Genomic DNA, 14,535 nt, shown 5'->3' with positions numbered 1-14,535 from the left:
GAGCGGCCCGGGCCCGTCCGGCGGCCCCTCACCGGCGCACCGGACGTTCCGCGAGCGTCCCGAGTGCCCGCAGCAGCCGGGAGCGGCCCGACCGTGGCACGGTCCACAGCACCTGGCCGCGGACGCCCCACCCGGCGAGCAGCGCGTTGGACGCCAGGAAGCCGGTGGTGGCGGCGCGTTCCATCAGGGCCACGGGCAGGTCGCAGCGCAGCCCGTCGCCGGCCAGCGTCAGCCACGGGTGCGGGGTGCGCACGGTGGGGCGCCGGTGGTGGGTGCCGGCCGGGAAGAGCGGGCAGTCCGAGCGCCACTCGTGCCGGGCGTCGACGACACGCGCCCGGCCGGTCTCCGGGTACACCCGCCGCAACTGCCCGAGGAGCGCGTCCTGCACGCTCTCCCGGTCCGCCCCGGGGGTGACGGCGTAGGCGTGCAGTTCCACCACGGAACCGTCGTGCTTCGCGGCCCAGCGGGCGGCTTCGCCCTCGTAGCGTTCCAGGACGCTGATGTTGTCCAGGCCGTCGTAGCCGCTGGTGCCGAGGAAGCCGGGGCGGTCGGCGCGCACCGGCCGGTCGAGCCAGAGCCGTGAGACGAGGAACGGCGGGGCGGTGCGCAGGGCGGCGATGCCGTCGCGCCAGGGGGCGGTGCCGAGGCCGGGTGAGGCGGCGACGACCTGCCGCAGCCCGGCGGTGTCGAGCGCGAGCACCACGGCGTCGTGCCGGTCGGTGCCGGTGCCGGTGCGCACCTCGGCTCCGCCGGCGCCGGTGGGCTGCACGCGGTGTACGGGGGTACCGGTGCGCAGGGTCGCGCCGAGGCGCCGGAGGTAGTCGGCGAGCGGCTCCCACAGGGCCTGTGGGAAGGGCTCGTCGGGCACGTCGAAGAGCAGCCCCTCCGAGGAGCCGAGGAAGTAGATGTGGAACATCAGCATCAGTTCGGCGGCGGAGAGTTCACGCGGGTCGGCGAAGAAGCTGCGCGAGAACACCTCGAAGGCCAGGTGGTGCGCGGCCTCGGGGAAGCGGACGCGTTCGAGGAAGGCGGTCGCGCTCATCCCGTCGAAGCGTGTGTACACGTCGGGCACGCGTACGTCGGTCAGCGGCAGCGCCGCCCGCGCGTCCAGGGCGGTGAGGTCGCGCCAGCCGAAGGTGGGGCTGAGGGCGACGAAGCCGAGGGCGCTCAGGGGCGGGGTGCGCGGGACGCGGGCGAAGCTGTCGGTGAGTCCGCCGCTGTGCCGCAGGGGGTAGTCGGGCAGCGGGGTGAGGCGGGCGAGGGCGGGGTCGGTACGCCGCAGCAGGCCGCGCAGGTTGTAGTACTGGCGGAAGAAGGCGTGGAAGCCGCGGCTCATGGTCACTTCGGAGCCGTCGGCCAGCCGGGTGGGGTGCCCGGCGAGGCGGCCGCCGAGGGCGTCCTCGCGTTCGTAGAGGGTGACCCGGGCGCCGCGTTCGGCCAGACCGGTGGCCGCGGCCAGTCCGGCGATGCCGCCGCCGACCACGGCGACGGACGGCGCGTCCCCGGGCGCGAACCGGTTCCGGCCCGGCGCGGGCATGAGGACCTCGGCCTTGCGGTCCCGGCCGCGGCGGGCGGGGCGGGGGCTCGTCGGGCGGCTCATCGGGCGGCTCATCGGCCGGCCTCCCCCGCCGCGGCGACGAACGTGTGCGTGATGCCGGTCTGCCATCCGGCCAGGGGGAGGGCGCGCGCACCGGTGAACCCGGCCCGGGTCAGCCGTCCGGTGAAGGCGGAGGCGGTGTCGAAGTCGAGGACGCTGTGCCACAGGTGCCGGTACAGGGCGCGGTCGCCGGTGAGGGTGCCCGCGGGGATGACCACGCCCTGGCACACGGCCGTCCACAGCGCCCGGTGCATGGGCGAGCCACCGAGGCTGTACTCGTGGACGGCCAGCCTCCCGCCCGGCCGCAGCAGTGCGCGCACCGTGCCGAGGACGCCGTCGGGGTCGGAGACGTTGCGGAACAGGTAGGCGGCGAAGACCGCGTCGAAGGGCCCCTCGCCGGCCGCCGCGAGTTCCTCGGCGCTCAGGTGCAGGAAGCGCACGGTGCCGGGCCACGGCTTGGCCAGCGCCTGCCGCAGCATGCCCGCGGAGGCGTCCACCGCGGTGACGCGGGCCCGGGGCGCGGCCCGCAGCAGGGCCCGGGTGGAGGCGCCGGTGCCGCAGCCCAGGTCGAGCAGGTGCAGACCCGCCCCGTCCTGCGGCAGCCGGAGCCGGCGGGCCGAGCGCAGCAGGTCGGCGCGGTAGCCCGGGTTGAGGCCGGTGAGGCGGTCGTAGGTGCGGGACGCGTGGTCGAAGGCGCGTGCCAGGTCGCGGTCGCGCAGCAGGGTCATCGGGGGCTCTCTCCGGTTCCTGGGGCGGGGTGGGTACGGCGGGGCAGGAAGGGCACTTCGAGCGCGGTGCGCAGCATCGGGGCCACGGGCGTGCGCAGTCCGATGCCCCACTCCTCCCGGAGGGAGGTGGCGCCGTCGAGGAAGCGCAGCAGGCGGTGCGCGGGGGTGCGGCGGAAGAGGCCGGTGAAGAAGGCGGGGCCGTCGATCCGCCCGGTGTCGAGGGCCCGCAGCAGCACCGCGTCCATGGCGAGCGCCCGCCGGCCGTGCGGCGCGGGCACGGTGGCGCGGCCGTCCCGCAGGGCCGCGGCGACGGCCCGGCTGTGCCGCTGCACGGCCGCGAAGGTGTAGCCGGTGGCGGGGCGGGTGGCGCCGCCCGCCGTGCCGATACGGAAGACGGCCGTGCCGGTGCGCCGGGGGAAGCGGGCGTCGGTCATGGGGATGACGCCCTGCTCGGCCGACTCCACCGCGAACTCGCCCAGGCGCAGCACCTCGCGGGCGTAGTGGCCGAGCGCCGCCTCGTACGCCGCCGTCGTCAGGGGGCGACGGGAGAACTCGGTGTACTCGACGAGCGCCCGGTCCGGTGCCAGTGGCAGGACGTAGCCGAAGGCGAGGCCGTGGCGCGGCTGGGGCACCCGGAAGTCCATGAGGTCGGCGACCGCCGGGTCGAACCGGCCGGTGCCGGTGCGCACGAACCAGCCGCGGAAGTGCTGCAGCAGTTGCGTACGGGCCGGTGGCAGGGTGCGCAGCGGCCGCGAGTCGAACACGCGGCGGGAGCGCAGGGTCAGGGTCCGTCCGCCGGGTGCCGTGCAGCGGACCTCGGCGCCTGCGGGCACGTCGCGCACCGTGCCCGCGGTCGCGCGCAGCAGCCGCCCGCCGGGCGACTGCTCCAGTCGCGCGTGCACCAGCCGTTCGAACGCGGTGGACCGGACCATGCGGTAGCGGAAGGGCGCCGGATCGACGGTGAGCGGGCTCCCGTCGGGGCCGTGCACCCGCAGCAGGGGCCAGGTGGCGGTGACCGCTTCGCCGAACCCGGCATCGCCCTCGCCGTCGGCGTCGTCCCACCAGCACCAGGTGCGTTCCGCCGGGCGTGCGGGGCCGTCGGGCGGCTCCACCACGGTGACGGTCGCGACATCGGTCTCGAGCAGCCGGAACGCGAGGCTGAGGCCGGCGGCACCGCCCCCGAGGATCACCACGTCGGACGTGTCGACGGGCCCTTCGCTCACCGGGCCCACCACGCGCCGCTCATCTCCGCACCCCGCTCCGTCCGCCTGGTCCACCGGGACTGTTCGTTCGGTGTTTTCGTTCGGTGTTCTCGTTCGGTGTTCTCGTTCGGTGTTTTCGTTCGGTGAGTCCGCTCAGTCTGTCGTCTCGTCCGACTCGGTCCGTCCGCTCACCGCTTCTCGCCGGAGGCGGTGTGCGGATGCAGTCGGCCGGGGCTGTCGCGACACGACCGACTCCAGAACCGCGACGGCCTCGGCCAGCCCCGTCGGACGGGGCAGCCCGGGGACGGTCCGGCCGCTCCAGCCGGGCCCTATCGTCAGCACGACCGGCTTGCGGCGGGCGCCCCGCACCCCCCACTCCATCGCGGCCACGTGCTGGGCCAGCGGCCGGCTGGCGGTCGTCCGGGACTGCGCCCACAGCCCCACCGCCGCGGGCCCCGTTCTGCGAACGGCCGTGACGAGGGACTCCACGGGCAGAGCGCCGCCGAACATGCGCACCGGCAGGCCGCGTTCGGCCAGCGCCGCCGACAGCACCTCCAGGGGCAGTGTGTGGCTCTCCCCCGGCACACAGGCGAGCACGACGGTCGCGCCCGGGCGGTCGGCGGCCGCGGGAGGGGCACCTCGCCGCAGCGCACCGGAGACGTGCCAGGACAGGAAGTGCTCGACCTCGACGTACTTCTCCCCGGAGCTCTCCCACTTGCGGCCGACCGCCTGGAGGGTCGGCATGATCACCTCGGTCCAGGCGGTGACCAGGCCGTGCTCGGCTATCGCGGTCTCCAGCAGGCCGTCCAGCGCGGCGGCGTCCAGGCGCAGAGCGGCACGGGCGATGCCTTTGCATTCCTGGCGGACGTCACCGAGGCGCAGCCCGCTGCCGGCCCGGCTGCGGGTGGGGGCGGACGGCCGCGGTCGCGGTCGCGCTGCCACGTCGGCGGGCGGCCGGCCGGGGAGCGCCGGTCTCGGCGGCTCCGGGTCGGCCTCCGGCCGGCCCCGCGCCGCATCGGGGGCCGCGGCCGAGACCGCCCCCGGGGCCGTGCCCGGAAGCGCCTCGGGTGAGGCTTGGGCGGCCCGGCCGGCCGGGCCCGACGGCCGCGCCGCCCGGGTCGCTCCCCCAACCGTGTCCGCCTGCGGCGCCGCCCGCGCGGCCCCACCTGCCGGGCCCGCCTGCTGCGTCGTTTCGGCGAGCACCGCGCGGGCCGCCTCGGCGGGCGGTATCCCGGTCGCCGTCAGGGCGCACATCCGCTCCAGCCGCGCCACGTCCGACGGGGTCCACCGCCGGTGCCGGCCACCGGTGTGGGCGTCCGGTCCCAGGCCGTAGCGGCGGTCCCAGGTACGGACCGTGGTGGGCGCCACCCCCAGCCTCCTGGCGACCTCGCCGGTGGTCAGGCCACCCCCGGGCGGCCCGTCGCCGGGCGGCCCGTCACCGAGCGGCCGGCCTTCGCGTCCGCGGCGTTCGCTGTCCCGTTCGTGTGCACCCATACCTCCGACTGTACGACGCACAAACGACGCATGTTGAGGCGCGTCGTTTGTGCACCGAACACTGGCCGGGAGCGCATGGTCGCGGCTCGTGCAGCGCGACCGGTGCGGTTCGGCAGACGGCCTTCCGTCCCCGCGCGACGCACTGCAGGAGGAACCAGGCCATGATCACGAACACGCGACTCACCGCCCCCGCCGCACCCACGGAGGAGACGCGGTACGAGGAGGAACTGGCCCGGGGCCTCGTCGCCGCCGACGAGGAGGCGTTCGCCGCGATCTACCGGCGCTGGGGCGCACTCGTCCACACCATGGCCACCCGACTGCTCGGCGACACCTACGAGGCGGAGGACGTGACGCAGCAGGTCTTCCTCGGCGCCTGGAACGGCAGGGCCGGCTTCCGCCCCGAGAGGGGCCCGCTCGGCGCCTGGCTGGTCGGCATCACGCGCCGCAAGATCGTCGACGCGCTGGCGGCCCGCACCCGGCGCCTCACCCTCATCGACTCGGCCGCCCGCGCCGCGGACACCACCGGGCCCGACGAGGCGGCACCGGACCGTGTCCTGGACCGGGTCCTGCTGGTCGACGCCCTGGCACGGCTGCCGCGCCACCAGCGGGAGGTGCTGTGCATGGCGTTCTACGAGGACCTGACCCAGGCGCAGATCGCGGAGCGGACCGGCATGCCCCTGGGGACCGTCAAGAGCCACGCCCGCCGCGGCCTGCACCGGCTGCGCACGGTGATCGAACAGCCCCCGGTTCCCGACACGGACCTGTAGCGAGGCCGCCGTACGCGCATCCGCGGCGGCCCCGGTACCCGAAACAGGACCGAGACTCCGCACCGTACGGAGGCTCCGTTCGAAGGGATGATTCCCATGACCCACCGCACCCGCCTCGTCATCGCCGCCTCGGCCGGAGCCTGCGCCCTGGCCCTCGGCGTTTCCGCTCCCGCCCTGGCCGAAAAGCAGGACCAGGCCATGGTGTCCGTCTTCCACGGCATCCCCGGCATGACCGTGGACGTGTACGCCAACGGCGACGAACTGGTCGGCGACTTCAAGCCCGGCACGGTGACCGACCCGAAGTCCCTCGACGCCGGCACCTACGACATCCAGATCTTCGAAGCGGGCCAGGGCCCGGACGGAACTCCGGCCCTGGAGAAGAAGATCGAGGTGCCCGAGGGCGCGAACGCCACGGTCGCCGCCCATCTCTCCGCCGACGGCAAACCGGAGCTGACGGCCTTCACCAACGACGTCTCCCAGGTGGAGGCGGGCAAGTCCCGTCTGACGGTCCGCCATGTCGCGGCAGCACCGGCCGTCGACGTCCGGGCCGGCGGACAGCCCGTCTTCACCGATCTGACCAACCCGAAGGAGGACACCGCCGAGCTCGACGCGGGCACCCTGAACACCGACGTGGTGCTCGCCGGGACGGACACCGTGGCCATCGGCCCGGCCGACCTGAAGCTCGGCGAAGGCACGAGCAACGTCGTCTACGCCTGGGGCAGCGCCGACGACAAGAACCTGGCCCTGGCGACGCAGACCTTCAGCGGCATGGCGTCGTCGCCGCGCGGCGTTCCCGCGGGCGGCAGTGGAGCCGCGGTCGCGACGAACTCCTCCGACCTGGGCCCGGCCTGGGCCGCCGGGGCCGGAGCGGTCGCGGTGGCGGGCGTGCTGGTGGCCCGCCGGGTCGTCCGCCGACGTGGCTGAGGGCACGCGACGGCTGACGGGACCGATGCTGGCGGCTGCCGCTCTGGCAGCCGTCCTCGGTTTTCCGGACCGGCCGTCGCAGCCGGCCGTGCCTCGGCCCGACTTCACGACGGCGCCCTCCGGGCGGACGGCCAACGCGGCGGCGGAGGATCCGCCCCCGAGGCAGGCCCCGCCGCCCCGGCGCGTCCTGCTGCCCGACGTGGGCGTCGACGCCCGGGTGACGCCGGTCGGCGTGACGGACCGGGGGGACATGACCGTCCCCGGCGACCCGTCCGTGGCCGGCTGGTACCGCTACGGCCCGGCGCCCGGCAGCGCTTCGGGTTCGGCGGTGCTCGTCGGCCACGTGGACAGCGACACCGGGGCCATCGGCGAACTCGCCGGGCTGTACGACGTACGGCGCGGGGACCGCGTGGAGGTGCGGAGGGCCGGGGCGGAACCGGTGCGGTACCGCGTCCTCGCACGCGTCACGGTGCCCAAGGACGAGCTGCCGCCCTCGGCATTCCGCCGCACGGGCTCCCCGGTCCTCACGCTCATCACGTGCGCGCCCCCGTTCGTCCCCGAGCGCGGCGGCTACCTGTCCAACCTCGTCGTCACGGCGGAGCCCCTCGAGTCCGGGAGGGCGCAGTGGCCCACGTAGAGCCCGCGCACCTGGTGGAACTGGCGCTGCGCAACGCCACCCCGACCGAGGCCGACGCCGAGGCCCTGCGTCACGTCGAGCGGTGCGAGCGCTGCCGGGACGAGCTCCGCGTGCTGAACCGCCTGGTGACCGCGGCCCGCACCGCGAAGGCCCTGGACCTGCCCACCCCGCCCCCGGACCACGTCTGGCACCACATCATCCGCGAGGTCTCCCGGGAACCCGCCCCACGCCCGGGGGACGACGAGGGGCCCGGCTCCCCCGCCACTCCGGAAGGGTGACACCGGCACACACCCGCACCTCGCCACCTCGCGGTCAGATGTCCGCCGGTTCCCGCAGTGAGGTCATCGCCGAATTCCGGCCCGGCGCCGGACAACGACGTTCGAGATACTCCACACCGCCGGTGACGAATCCCTGCGGCTGTCGGGCGTGAACTCGATCCCGGATACGCGGAAGGGGCCGGCTCTTCAGCCCGGCCCCTTCCGGCCCGCACCGCCTGAAGCCTTCGGCCGTCACACGTTGAAGCGGAATGTCTGCCAGCCGATCCTGACCTGCGACGGAGCCCCACCCAGGGCCCTGACCTAGGATTTCCTCGTTGGCATGCGTTGGCTCCCGACGGCCGGTTACGGGTGTCCTGCGGACTGGCCGCGGACTGGCTGGGTACGTCGAGGCAGAGAAATCCATGGCACACCGGCGGGACCTGCAACGAGACTGCGCGGGTGAGCGACTCCTACCCCTGTCCCTGCCGCGGGCACCGCGTGCTGGACGCGATGCCCGGCTCGTACGAGATCTGCCCCGTCTGCTTCTGGGAGGACGACGGGGTCCAGTTCCGCTGGCCGACCATGGCCGGCGGGGCGAACAAGGTCTCCCTGATCGAGGCCCAGAGGAACTACACGAGCCGCTCGACCCCGCCTGGCGCCCCATCGACCTGACGCACGACTCCTTCGAGCACTGGGACTCCAAGGACCGGGCCCCGTGGCCCGACGACCGCTCGGTGCTCTGCTGGTGGCTGCCCACCTTCTGGCGTCGCGGCCACTCGGCTGCATCATGACGTCCCCCATCGAGGCCCTCGTCCAACAGCTCGACGGCGATAACGACGCCTTGCATGCCGCCGGGGATGGGCGGCGATGGCCCTTCAACACCGAGCGCGACCACCTCCTGCAGCCCTCGGACTAGCCCCCGCCTCCGAGGAATAAGCCGCCTCTCGCCTCTCGGCCGCAGCTGCACGCACGGCCCGAACGAACCCAGTAGCGTCTCACGGACCTGCGAGCGGCTCGGCAAGTCCTTCCAGCTTCGCCCGCAACCGGCGGATCTCCACCTCAGCCGTCATCAAGCCCAGTGTCATGCTGTCCGCCTGGTCCCGAGTCAGTGGGCGGCCTCCAGGCTTCGCAAGCACGGCCAGAGACGCGGCAAGCTCTTGACATCTCCCGACGTCTTGGACAAGCGCCCCCACCTGCTGCTCCAGGTTCACCGCCAAATCGGGCGCCGGGTCGGTCGCAGGGGCACTTTCTAGGCTCGGCGGCTGAACCTCATCCGGCGCCGGACGGGTCGGTACGACTTTCGGAGACTGAAGAGGCCCGCTCTTCGCTGCAGGTGCCGCCCGCTCCTCGCCGGGCACCGCCGTAGCACCGTTGCCGACCGCCAGCCGAACGGACTGTGCGGTTGACCGCGGCGCAGCGGAGTTGCCCCGTGGTTTCGGCACCCCACGCCCACGAATTCCCGCCTCTTTGGGGAACTCCCGGTTGAACCAAGCCCGGTTCATTGGTTCCAGCAAGGGTTCGCCAGTCGCCGAGACCTTCCGCGGGCGACGGTCCCCCTCGTCCATCGCGGCCGCCAGTTCCCGCAGGACGCCCACCGCCTTACGGCGGTTGTTCCGCATGGCCATCAGGTTGTTCTTGACTGTCCGTCGGACGCGGTCCGCCTTGGCTCCGTCGTCGTCGGTCTTCTGCCCTGTCAGCGATCCCCGGTCCGCGTCGATGAGGTCGAAGGCCGCGAGCCAATGTGCCGCCCGGAAGGAAATGAGTTCCTCGAATGCCTCATCATCAGTGTCCGCCTTGGCAAGCAGCTCCGGCAACCGCCGGTCCGAGGGATTGAGGCCGTTCCGGACATCGCCGAGCTGGAAGACCTCTGCGATCCGCGGGTTCCACGGGCTTGGAAAGCTCTCCGAGGTCATAGCCGACCAGACCCGCGCCCGCCGGTTGGCCTCCGGAGCGCTCAGTTGGGAAGGCGGCGCCTCGCTGAGTGCCCGTCGGATCAGCAACCGCTTGCGCCGCTCCACCGGAAACAGCTCCCGGATAAGCATCATCGAACGGATGTCCCGCAGCTCCGATACCGCCGCGTCCGCCGGCAGTCCTGGCAAACCCGTAATAGGCACGCCTCCTGACAAAACCTCCGCGACTCGTTCGTCGAGCACTCCCTCCGCTGCGTACATTCCGAGCACGCTGCGACCGAGCGCCCGCCCTCGGTCGTTCGGGGTGAACTCCAGCGGCATATGAACGTGGTCACGCCGATTGCTCATCTGTGCGATGCGGTAGAGCCTGCGTGGTGTCGAGGTGCCCACGACCAGGTGAGACTCCACCACCGCGAGCCTGGCAGCCTGCACGGCACGGGAGTCGTCGTCAGGATCGGCAGGGCTCGTGGCGGCGGAGAGCGATGCGTACTCCTCGTTCAGCAGGTCGGAGAGGCGCGTGAGCCAGTCGTTCGGATCAAAGACGACGCCTTCCCCGCTCCCTCCGATCTTCTTGACCGGGACACCCGTGACCACATCGGCGGACGAGATCCGGAAAATGTCGTGGCGCCGCTGCGTCCGGTTGTTGCCCCGGACCGCCATCCACTGCCAGTGTTCGGCCGGATGCAGCGGACGTCCGTCCCGAGCCTGTAGCGGTGCTTCCTTGATGAGGATGTGCTGCGCAACGTAGAGACCCGGCTCCAGTTGCCCGTTAAGGATCAGGTCCTGCCTGAGATCGTAGGAACGGTGGCCTTCCCGTTCGCGCAGCCCCGACGCGGCCTTCTCCAGATTCGCGACCAGTGACTCGCGGTTCTCGGCCACGCTCTCCACGGCCGCAAACTCCTGAGTCGAGCCGCCAGCCACCTGCTGGACGTAGGGGCGCACTGCGGACAGCGAACTCTCGTCCTCCCGCACCGGTGCCGGGTTGGCGGGCGAGTGCCACAACGAGCTGATCCGCTCGTTGTGTTCCCAGACACTTCCCCCAGCGCCATGCATCCGCACCGTCGCGATCAGCATGTCCCCTGCATCGGTGTGGAGCTGCCGCAGGGCATCCGGTCGCCACATTCGTGTCCCGACCTGATCTTGTTCGGTCAGCATGGACTCCGGATCGACCACGAACGGTGCGAAATTGAGCAGCGCCTCGCGCGGAACGTTCACCCCTGGTGTGTTCAGACCCGCTTCCACCCACATGCGCTGCATTTTCAAAGACGCAGGGCGAGGAAATGGCCCCGCCTGAGCGTTCTCAACCACCGTTTCTCCCCATCACATCATCGAGTTCACTGAGGACCACTGCCGGACCAGATTGACCACACCCTTGAGGCTTCTATTTTCCAAGCCGATCCATCTCACCAGGTCAGTCCGCCGAATCCATGCTTACGCGTTACATTGGAAATACGAAGCCGCTGCCATGAAATGAACGAAAGTGACCGATTGCCGTCGGATGTTGAGCATCTAGCGCGAGAATCCGTCCACCTTCAATGACATATGTGGACTTGGATGCGTAACCCTGAACTCTTGCGCTAGAACTTAGAAATCCCAACGCGATTTCAACGCGTCAAGTACTCGATCCGACAAGGAAATCCGCCGTGACTCCCCCTCCGAGCCCGCCCCGATCCACCGACATCACAGGCGGCACGTGGTTCCCCTGGCTGCTGGTCATGCTGCTGTTCTCGCTACTGGTCGCGGCCTGCACCGGCTTCCTCAAGCGCCTCGGTGGGAGCACGCCGGTGGACGCCCTGCTCGCAGGCGGCGCCGCCTTCGGCGGGACCGCTCTGCTCTGTCTAGCCATCGTGCCGACCATCCAGCAGCTGCGGCGCCGCCAGTAGAACGAGGCGTTCACAGCCGACCGGCCTGCACCAACCCTGACCTGCAGCGCCGCGCACGACAGGCAATACAACGCGAAGACAGGTAAGCACCCGACTCCCCTCTGTAGCATCACCTGACCAGGCGTTAGCAGCTCCGCACAGAGACTGGGAGGTCGGACAAGGGATGACGAGCACGCCGAAACCAGCGCAGCCGATCAGCCCAGCCGCCTACGGAGCCCTGGCCGGCGCGCTTAAGTCGATCTTCTGGTACAAGCGTGATCTCGAACGATTCATCCGCTTGTGGGCCACGGACCACCCTTCACTGCTGGCCCACATGGACTTCAGCGGCTACAAATGGGCCACCGCAGATGAGTTTGTGGACCGGTTGATGGCAAATGAGCGCGAATATCGCGACCTTTCGCTTCGGATGATGGCGGAGGTTTCTCAACTGACAAGCTTCCCCGCACTGAAACGGCACGAGAGCGCCGAATCACTGATCGCCGAAGCAAGGGAAGCAGTCGACCATCTCAAGGGGCTGGTGGACCGCCAGCGTGTTGCCCACGAGCAACAGGCGCAGTTCGATAATGAGCTTCTCACGTACCGCGCTGTAGTGGAGGCCCAGCATGGCTTTGAAGCCAAGCTTTCCGCTCTTAAAGAACGCTTCCTCGAACTGGAGCGCATGGATAATCGCCAGAAGGCAGGCAGGCTCTTCGAGCCATTCCTGAATGACGTTTTCAGACTGTTCGACATGGAACCGCGTCTGTCGTACAGCTTGGAGTACGAACAAATCGACGGCTCGCTAACCTTCGGCACGGACGACTACATCGTTGAAGCCAAGTGGTGGCAGGAGGCGATCCAGCCCCACCACCTCTATAGCTTCAATGAAAAAGTGAGGCGGAAGGGAAAAAATTCGCTTGGAATCTTTATCAGCGTAAATGGATTCACTAGCGGAGCCCGAGAAGCGTACAGGGAGAGTACGCCGTTCCTGACGATGGAGGGGCTCGATTTCTTCTACGTTCTCGACGGGCGCCTCACCCTCGACGAACTTTTGCGACGCAAGAAGCGTCACGCAAATGAGACCGGAAGCTGCTACTTTCCAGCCACGATGTTCCCGGGCGAATAGCCGAAACAGCCCGTAACCGTCAAGCCGGAGTCGACGGAAGGCCCTGCGCCCAAACTCAGGGTGCGCAACTAACGCCACCCGTCAAGTGACACCTGAGAACTGCCGTGCAGGTACTGATGGAGAGCACTGGCAGTTGTGTCGACAAAGGCGTCGGGGATGGCGTTGGCATCGACCCAGCGGACCTGGGAGTGCTTGCGAGGTTCGCGGTTTTCGGGTTCGCCGGTCCATTCGTGGGCGGCGAAGACGACGGTGAGGAAGCCGTTAGGGGCTTCGACGCCCCAGGCGCCGTGGATGACGTGGGCGACCTTGAGGGACTCGGGCTTCACGGTGAGGCCGGTCTCCTCGTAGAGCTCGCGGACCGCGGTCTCGGTGATGGGCTCGCCGGGCTCGCTCTTGCCGACGGGGAGGTCCCACATTCCCTGGGCGAACTTGGCGTTCTCGCTGCGCTGGAGGAGGACGACGCGGTTGGTGGCCTTGTCGTGGACGATGACGGCCGCGACCAGCAGGGTCATTGATTCGAGCGCCGGCTTGAGGGCTTGGGAGCGGTCGTCGGTCTGCTGGGCCACGGTGTTCCCTTCGTCGGGCGGGTTGTTGGGCATGTTAGGCGAGGCCCTCGCGTGCGCGGCGGGCGAGATCGGCGGCGCCGGGAACGCGGCGGTGCTGGTAGACCGTGAGCGTGGAGCGGATCGAGGTGATCGCCTTGCGGGTGCGGTCGGAGGTCATGCCTTCCATGAGGACCAGGGCCTGGGTCCAGGCGGCGACGGCTTCGTCGGCGCGGGCCTGGGCGGCGAGGCTGTCGCCGAGGTCGGCGTGGGTGAGGGCGTGGACGCGCTTGTACTTTGCGAGGTTCCAGCGGGTGAGGGCGTCGCGGTGCTGCTGTTCGGTGCCGATGTGGTCGGCGAGGTCGGTCAGGGTGCGGGCAGTGTGGCTGGCCACGGTGCCGGCGGCGGGGCCGCTGACGCGGGAGTAGCTGGGCTGGGGGCCGTCGTCACGGAGGAGGGCGTCTTCGGCAGAGAGCAGGGCGCGCGCGGCCAGGGAGTTCTCGTCGGTGGCGGCGTAGGCGCGGGCGTGGGTGATGTGGAGGAGGGCCTCGGTCTGGCCGTCGACGTGGCCGAGGCCGCGTCGCAGGGCGCCTTCGACGAGGTCGACGCAGTGGTGGGGCTGTTTGAGGCTGAGGGCCTGGTGGGCAAGCGCGCGCATCATCCAGGCGGCGTGGCCGTGGGGGTCGGCTTCGCAGGCGAGCTTGTAGCCGACCTGGTAGTAACGCTGGGCAGCGCCTTCCTGGCCGAGGTCGTGGTGTTTCCAGCCTGCGAGGTAGGCGAGTTCGGCGACGGCGCCGAAGGCGGCCCGGCGTAAGCCTTCGCTGGGGAAGCGTCCGTGCAGCATGGGGGCGGCTGTGTCGGCGAGGTACGCGGTGACGGTGGTCAGGCCGTGCCCGCCGCCGAGGCGCTCGTCGGCGGCGCTGAAGGCCGCGGTGATCTGCCGTACGACGTCCACGTCCTCCGCGCCGACGAGGGACGTGCCGGTGCGGGCGCGGAGCATGCGGGCGGTGGCTTCGTGGTCGTATCCGAGCGGCATGGCGACGCCGGCGGTGGTGAAGGCCGCGATGGCGAGGAAGCGGCGGCGCTCGACGTCGGCACGGCCCAGGTCGGTGACCGCGAGGACGGGGTCGGATTCCGCCGGCGCATCGTCATCACCGGCCTGCAGGCCAATCTCAGTCTGGGTGATCGTGCGCCCCGCTCGGCGGGACAGCGCCTCGGCCAGGTACTGACCTACCCGGCCCGACGGGGCTCGGGTGCCGTTCACCCAGTGCGAGATAGCCGACTTGTTGGTCTGGAGGATCTCGCCGTTCTCGGCGGCGATGCGCCGCACGTCTCGGGCGAGTGCCTCGTAGGTGCAGTCGACCGCCGCGATGACGTCGCACAGACGGGAGTTGGGTTCTCTCGGCGCCGCCACGATCGCCTCCACTCCGGAGCTGTAAACCGCGTATACCGCTTCAACTGCCGTCCACCGTACCCACTGAGCGTGACCACC

At 70.9% G+C, this 14,535-nt stretch carries 14 protein-coding genes; 7 read left to right on the top strand and 7 right to left on the bottom strand.

Translation table 11 applies throughout. From position 1 onward, the window contains the following. Positions 1-28 precede the first annotated feature (28 nt). The 4 genes from ACIQU3_RS03095 to ACIQU3_RS03080 all read right to left on the bottom strand — a co-directional run bounded on the left by ACIQU3_RS03095 (position 29) and on the right by ACIQU3_RS03080 (position 5,021). On the bottom strand, positions 29-1,600 hold the full coding sequence (locus ACIQU3_RS03095) for an FAD-dependent oxidoreductase (RefSeq protein WP_403725263.1): 1,572 nt from the start codon (positions 1,598-1,600) through the stop codon (positions 29-31). Positions 1,601-1,608: 8 nt separating this feature from the next. Continuing rightward, positions 1,609-2,325, bottom strand: coding sequence for a class I SAM-dependent methyltransferase (locus tag ACIQU3_RS03090; protein WP_403725260.1), 717 nt, complete (start codon positions 2,323-2,325; stop codon positions 1,609-1,611). Continuing rightward, on the bottom strand, positions 2,322-3,548 hold the full coding sequence (locus ACIQU3_RS03085) for a lycopene cyclase family protein (RefSeq protein ID WP_403923177.1): 1,227 nt from the start codon (positions 3,546-3,548) through the stop codon (positions 2,322-2,324). Before ACIQU3_RS03085 ends, ACIQU3_RS03090 begins: the two co-directional genes overlap by 4 nt. Positions 3,549-3,680: 132 nt before the next feature. Further along, the gene (locus tag ACIQU3_RS03080) at positions 3,681-5,021 is read right to left on the bottom strand and encodes a MerR family transcriptional regulator (RefSeq protein ID WP_403923175.1); all 1,341 of its coding nucleotides are present in this window, start codon (positions 5,019-5,021) and stop codon (positions 3,681-3,683) included. Between the two features lie 161 nt (positions 5,022-5,182). Between ACIQU3_RS03080 and ACIQU3_RS03075 the strand changes: the two genes are divergently transcribed. The 5 genes from ACIQU3_RS03075 to ACIQU3_RS03055 all read left to right on the top strand — a co-directional run bounded on the left by ACIQU3_RS03075 (position 5,183) and on the right by ACIQU3_RS03055 (position 8,278). After that, positions 5,183-5,788, top strand: coding sequence for an RNA polymerase sigma factor (locus ACIQU3_RS03075; protein WP_403725251.1), 606 nt, complete (start codon positions 5,183-5,185; stop codon positions 5,786-5,788). A 96-nt stretch (positions 5,789-5,884) separates the two neighbouring features. Further along, positions 5,885-6,712: a DUF4397 domain-containing protein gene (locus ACIQU3_RS03070; protein ID WP_403923174.1), complete on the top strand. Its 828-nt coding sequence runs from the start codon at positions 5,885-5,887 to the stop codon at positions 6,710-6,712. Beyond that, positions 6,705-7,349: a class F sortase gene (locus ACIQU3_RS03065; protein ID WP_403923172.1), complete on the top strand. Its 645-nt coding sequence runs from the start codon at positions 6,705-6,707 to the stop codon at positions 7,347-7,349. Before ACIQU3_RS03070 ends, ACIQU3_RS03065 begins: the two co-directional genes overlap by 8 nt. Further along, the gene (locus tag ACIQU3_RS03060) at positions 7,337-7,627 is read left to right on the top strand and encodes a hypothetical protein (RefSeq protein ID WP_403725242.1); all 291 of its coding nucleotides are present in this window, start codon (positions 7,337-7,339) and stop codon (positions 7,625-7,627) included. The genes ACIQU3_RS03065 and ACIQU3_RS03060 overlap by 13 nt, the downstream gene beginning before the upstream one ends. Before the next feature lie 438 nt (positions 7,628-8,065). After that, a complete protein-coding gene (locus tag ACIQU3_RS03055; RefSeq protein WP_403923171.1) occupies positions 8,066-8,278 on the top strand; it encodes a CPCC family cysteine-rich protein in 213 nt (70 codons plus the stop codon). 323 nt (positions 8,279-8,601) lie between these two features. Here ACIQU3_RS03055 and ACIQU3_RS03050 read toward each other — a convergent pair whose 3' ends face one another. Further along, on the bottom strand, positions 8,602-10,764 hold the full coding sequence (locus tag ACIQU3_RS03050) for a hypothetical protein (protein ID WP_403923169.1): 2,163 nt from the start codon (positions 10,762-10,764) through the stop codon (positions 8,602-8,604). 395 nt (positions 10,765-11,159) lie between these two features. Here ACIQU3_RS03050 and ACIQU3_RS03045 point away from each other — a divergent pair, with 395 nt between their 5' ends. After that, complete coding sequence (locus tag ACIQU3_RS03045) at positions 11,160-11,399, top strand: hypothetical protein (RefSeq protein ID WP_403923167.1); 240 nt, start codon at positions 11,160-11,162, stop codon at positions 11,397-11,399. 163 nt (positions 11,400-11,562) lie between these two features. Beyond that, on the top strand, positions 11,563-12,501 hold the full coding sequence (locus ACIQU3_RS03040) for a restriction endonuclease (RefSeq protein WP_403923165.1): 939 nt from the start codon (positions 11,563-11,565) through the stop codon (positions 12,499-12,501). 68 nt (positions 12,502-12,569) lie between these two features. On the opposite strand, the gene ACIQU3_RS03035 is transcribed toward ACIQU3_RS03040, so the two are convergent. Then, on the bottom strand, positions 12,570-13,100 hold the full coding sequence (locus tag ACIQU3_RS03035; RefSeq protein WP_403923163.1) for an NUDIX domain-containing protein: 531 nt from the start codon (positions 13,098-13,100) through the stop codon (positions 12,570-12,572). A 1-nt stretch (position 13,101) separates the two neighbouring features. Next, on the bottom strand, positions 13,102-14,457 hold the full coding sequence (locus ACIQU3_RS03030; protein WP_403923161.1) for a tetratricopeptide repeat protein: 1,356 nt from the start codon (positions 14,455-14,457) through the stop codon (positions 13,102-13,104). Between the last annotated feature and the right edge of the window lie 78 nt (positions 14,458-14,535).

Origin of the sequence: Streptomyces sp. NPDC101110 (genome assembly GCF_044759525.1) — a bacterium.
GTDB lineage: Bacteria > Actinomycetota > Actinomycetes > Streptomycetales > Streptomycetaceae > Streptomyces.
Note: the sequence above shows the minus strand (reverse complement) of the source record. Positions and strands in the feature narration are given on the sequence as shown.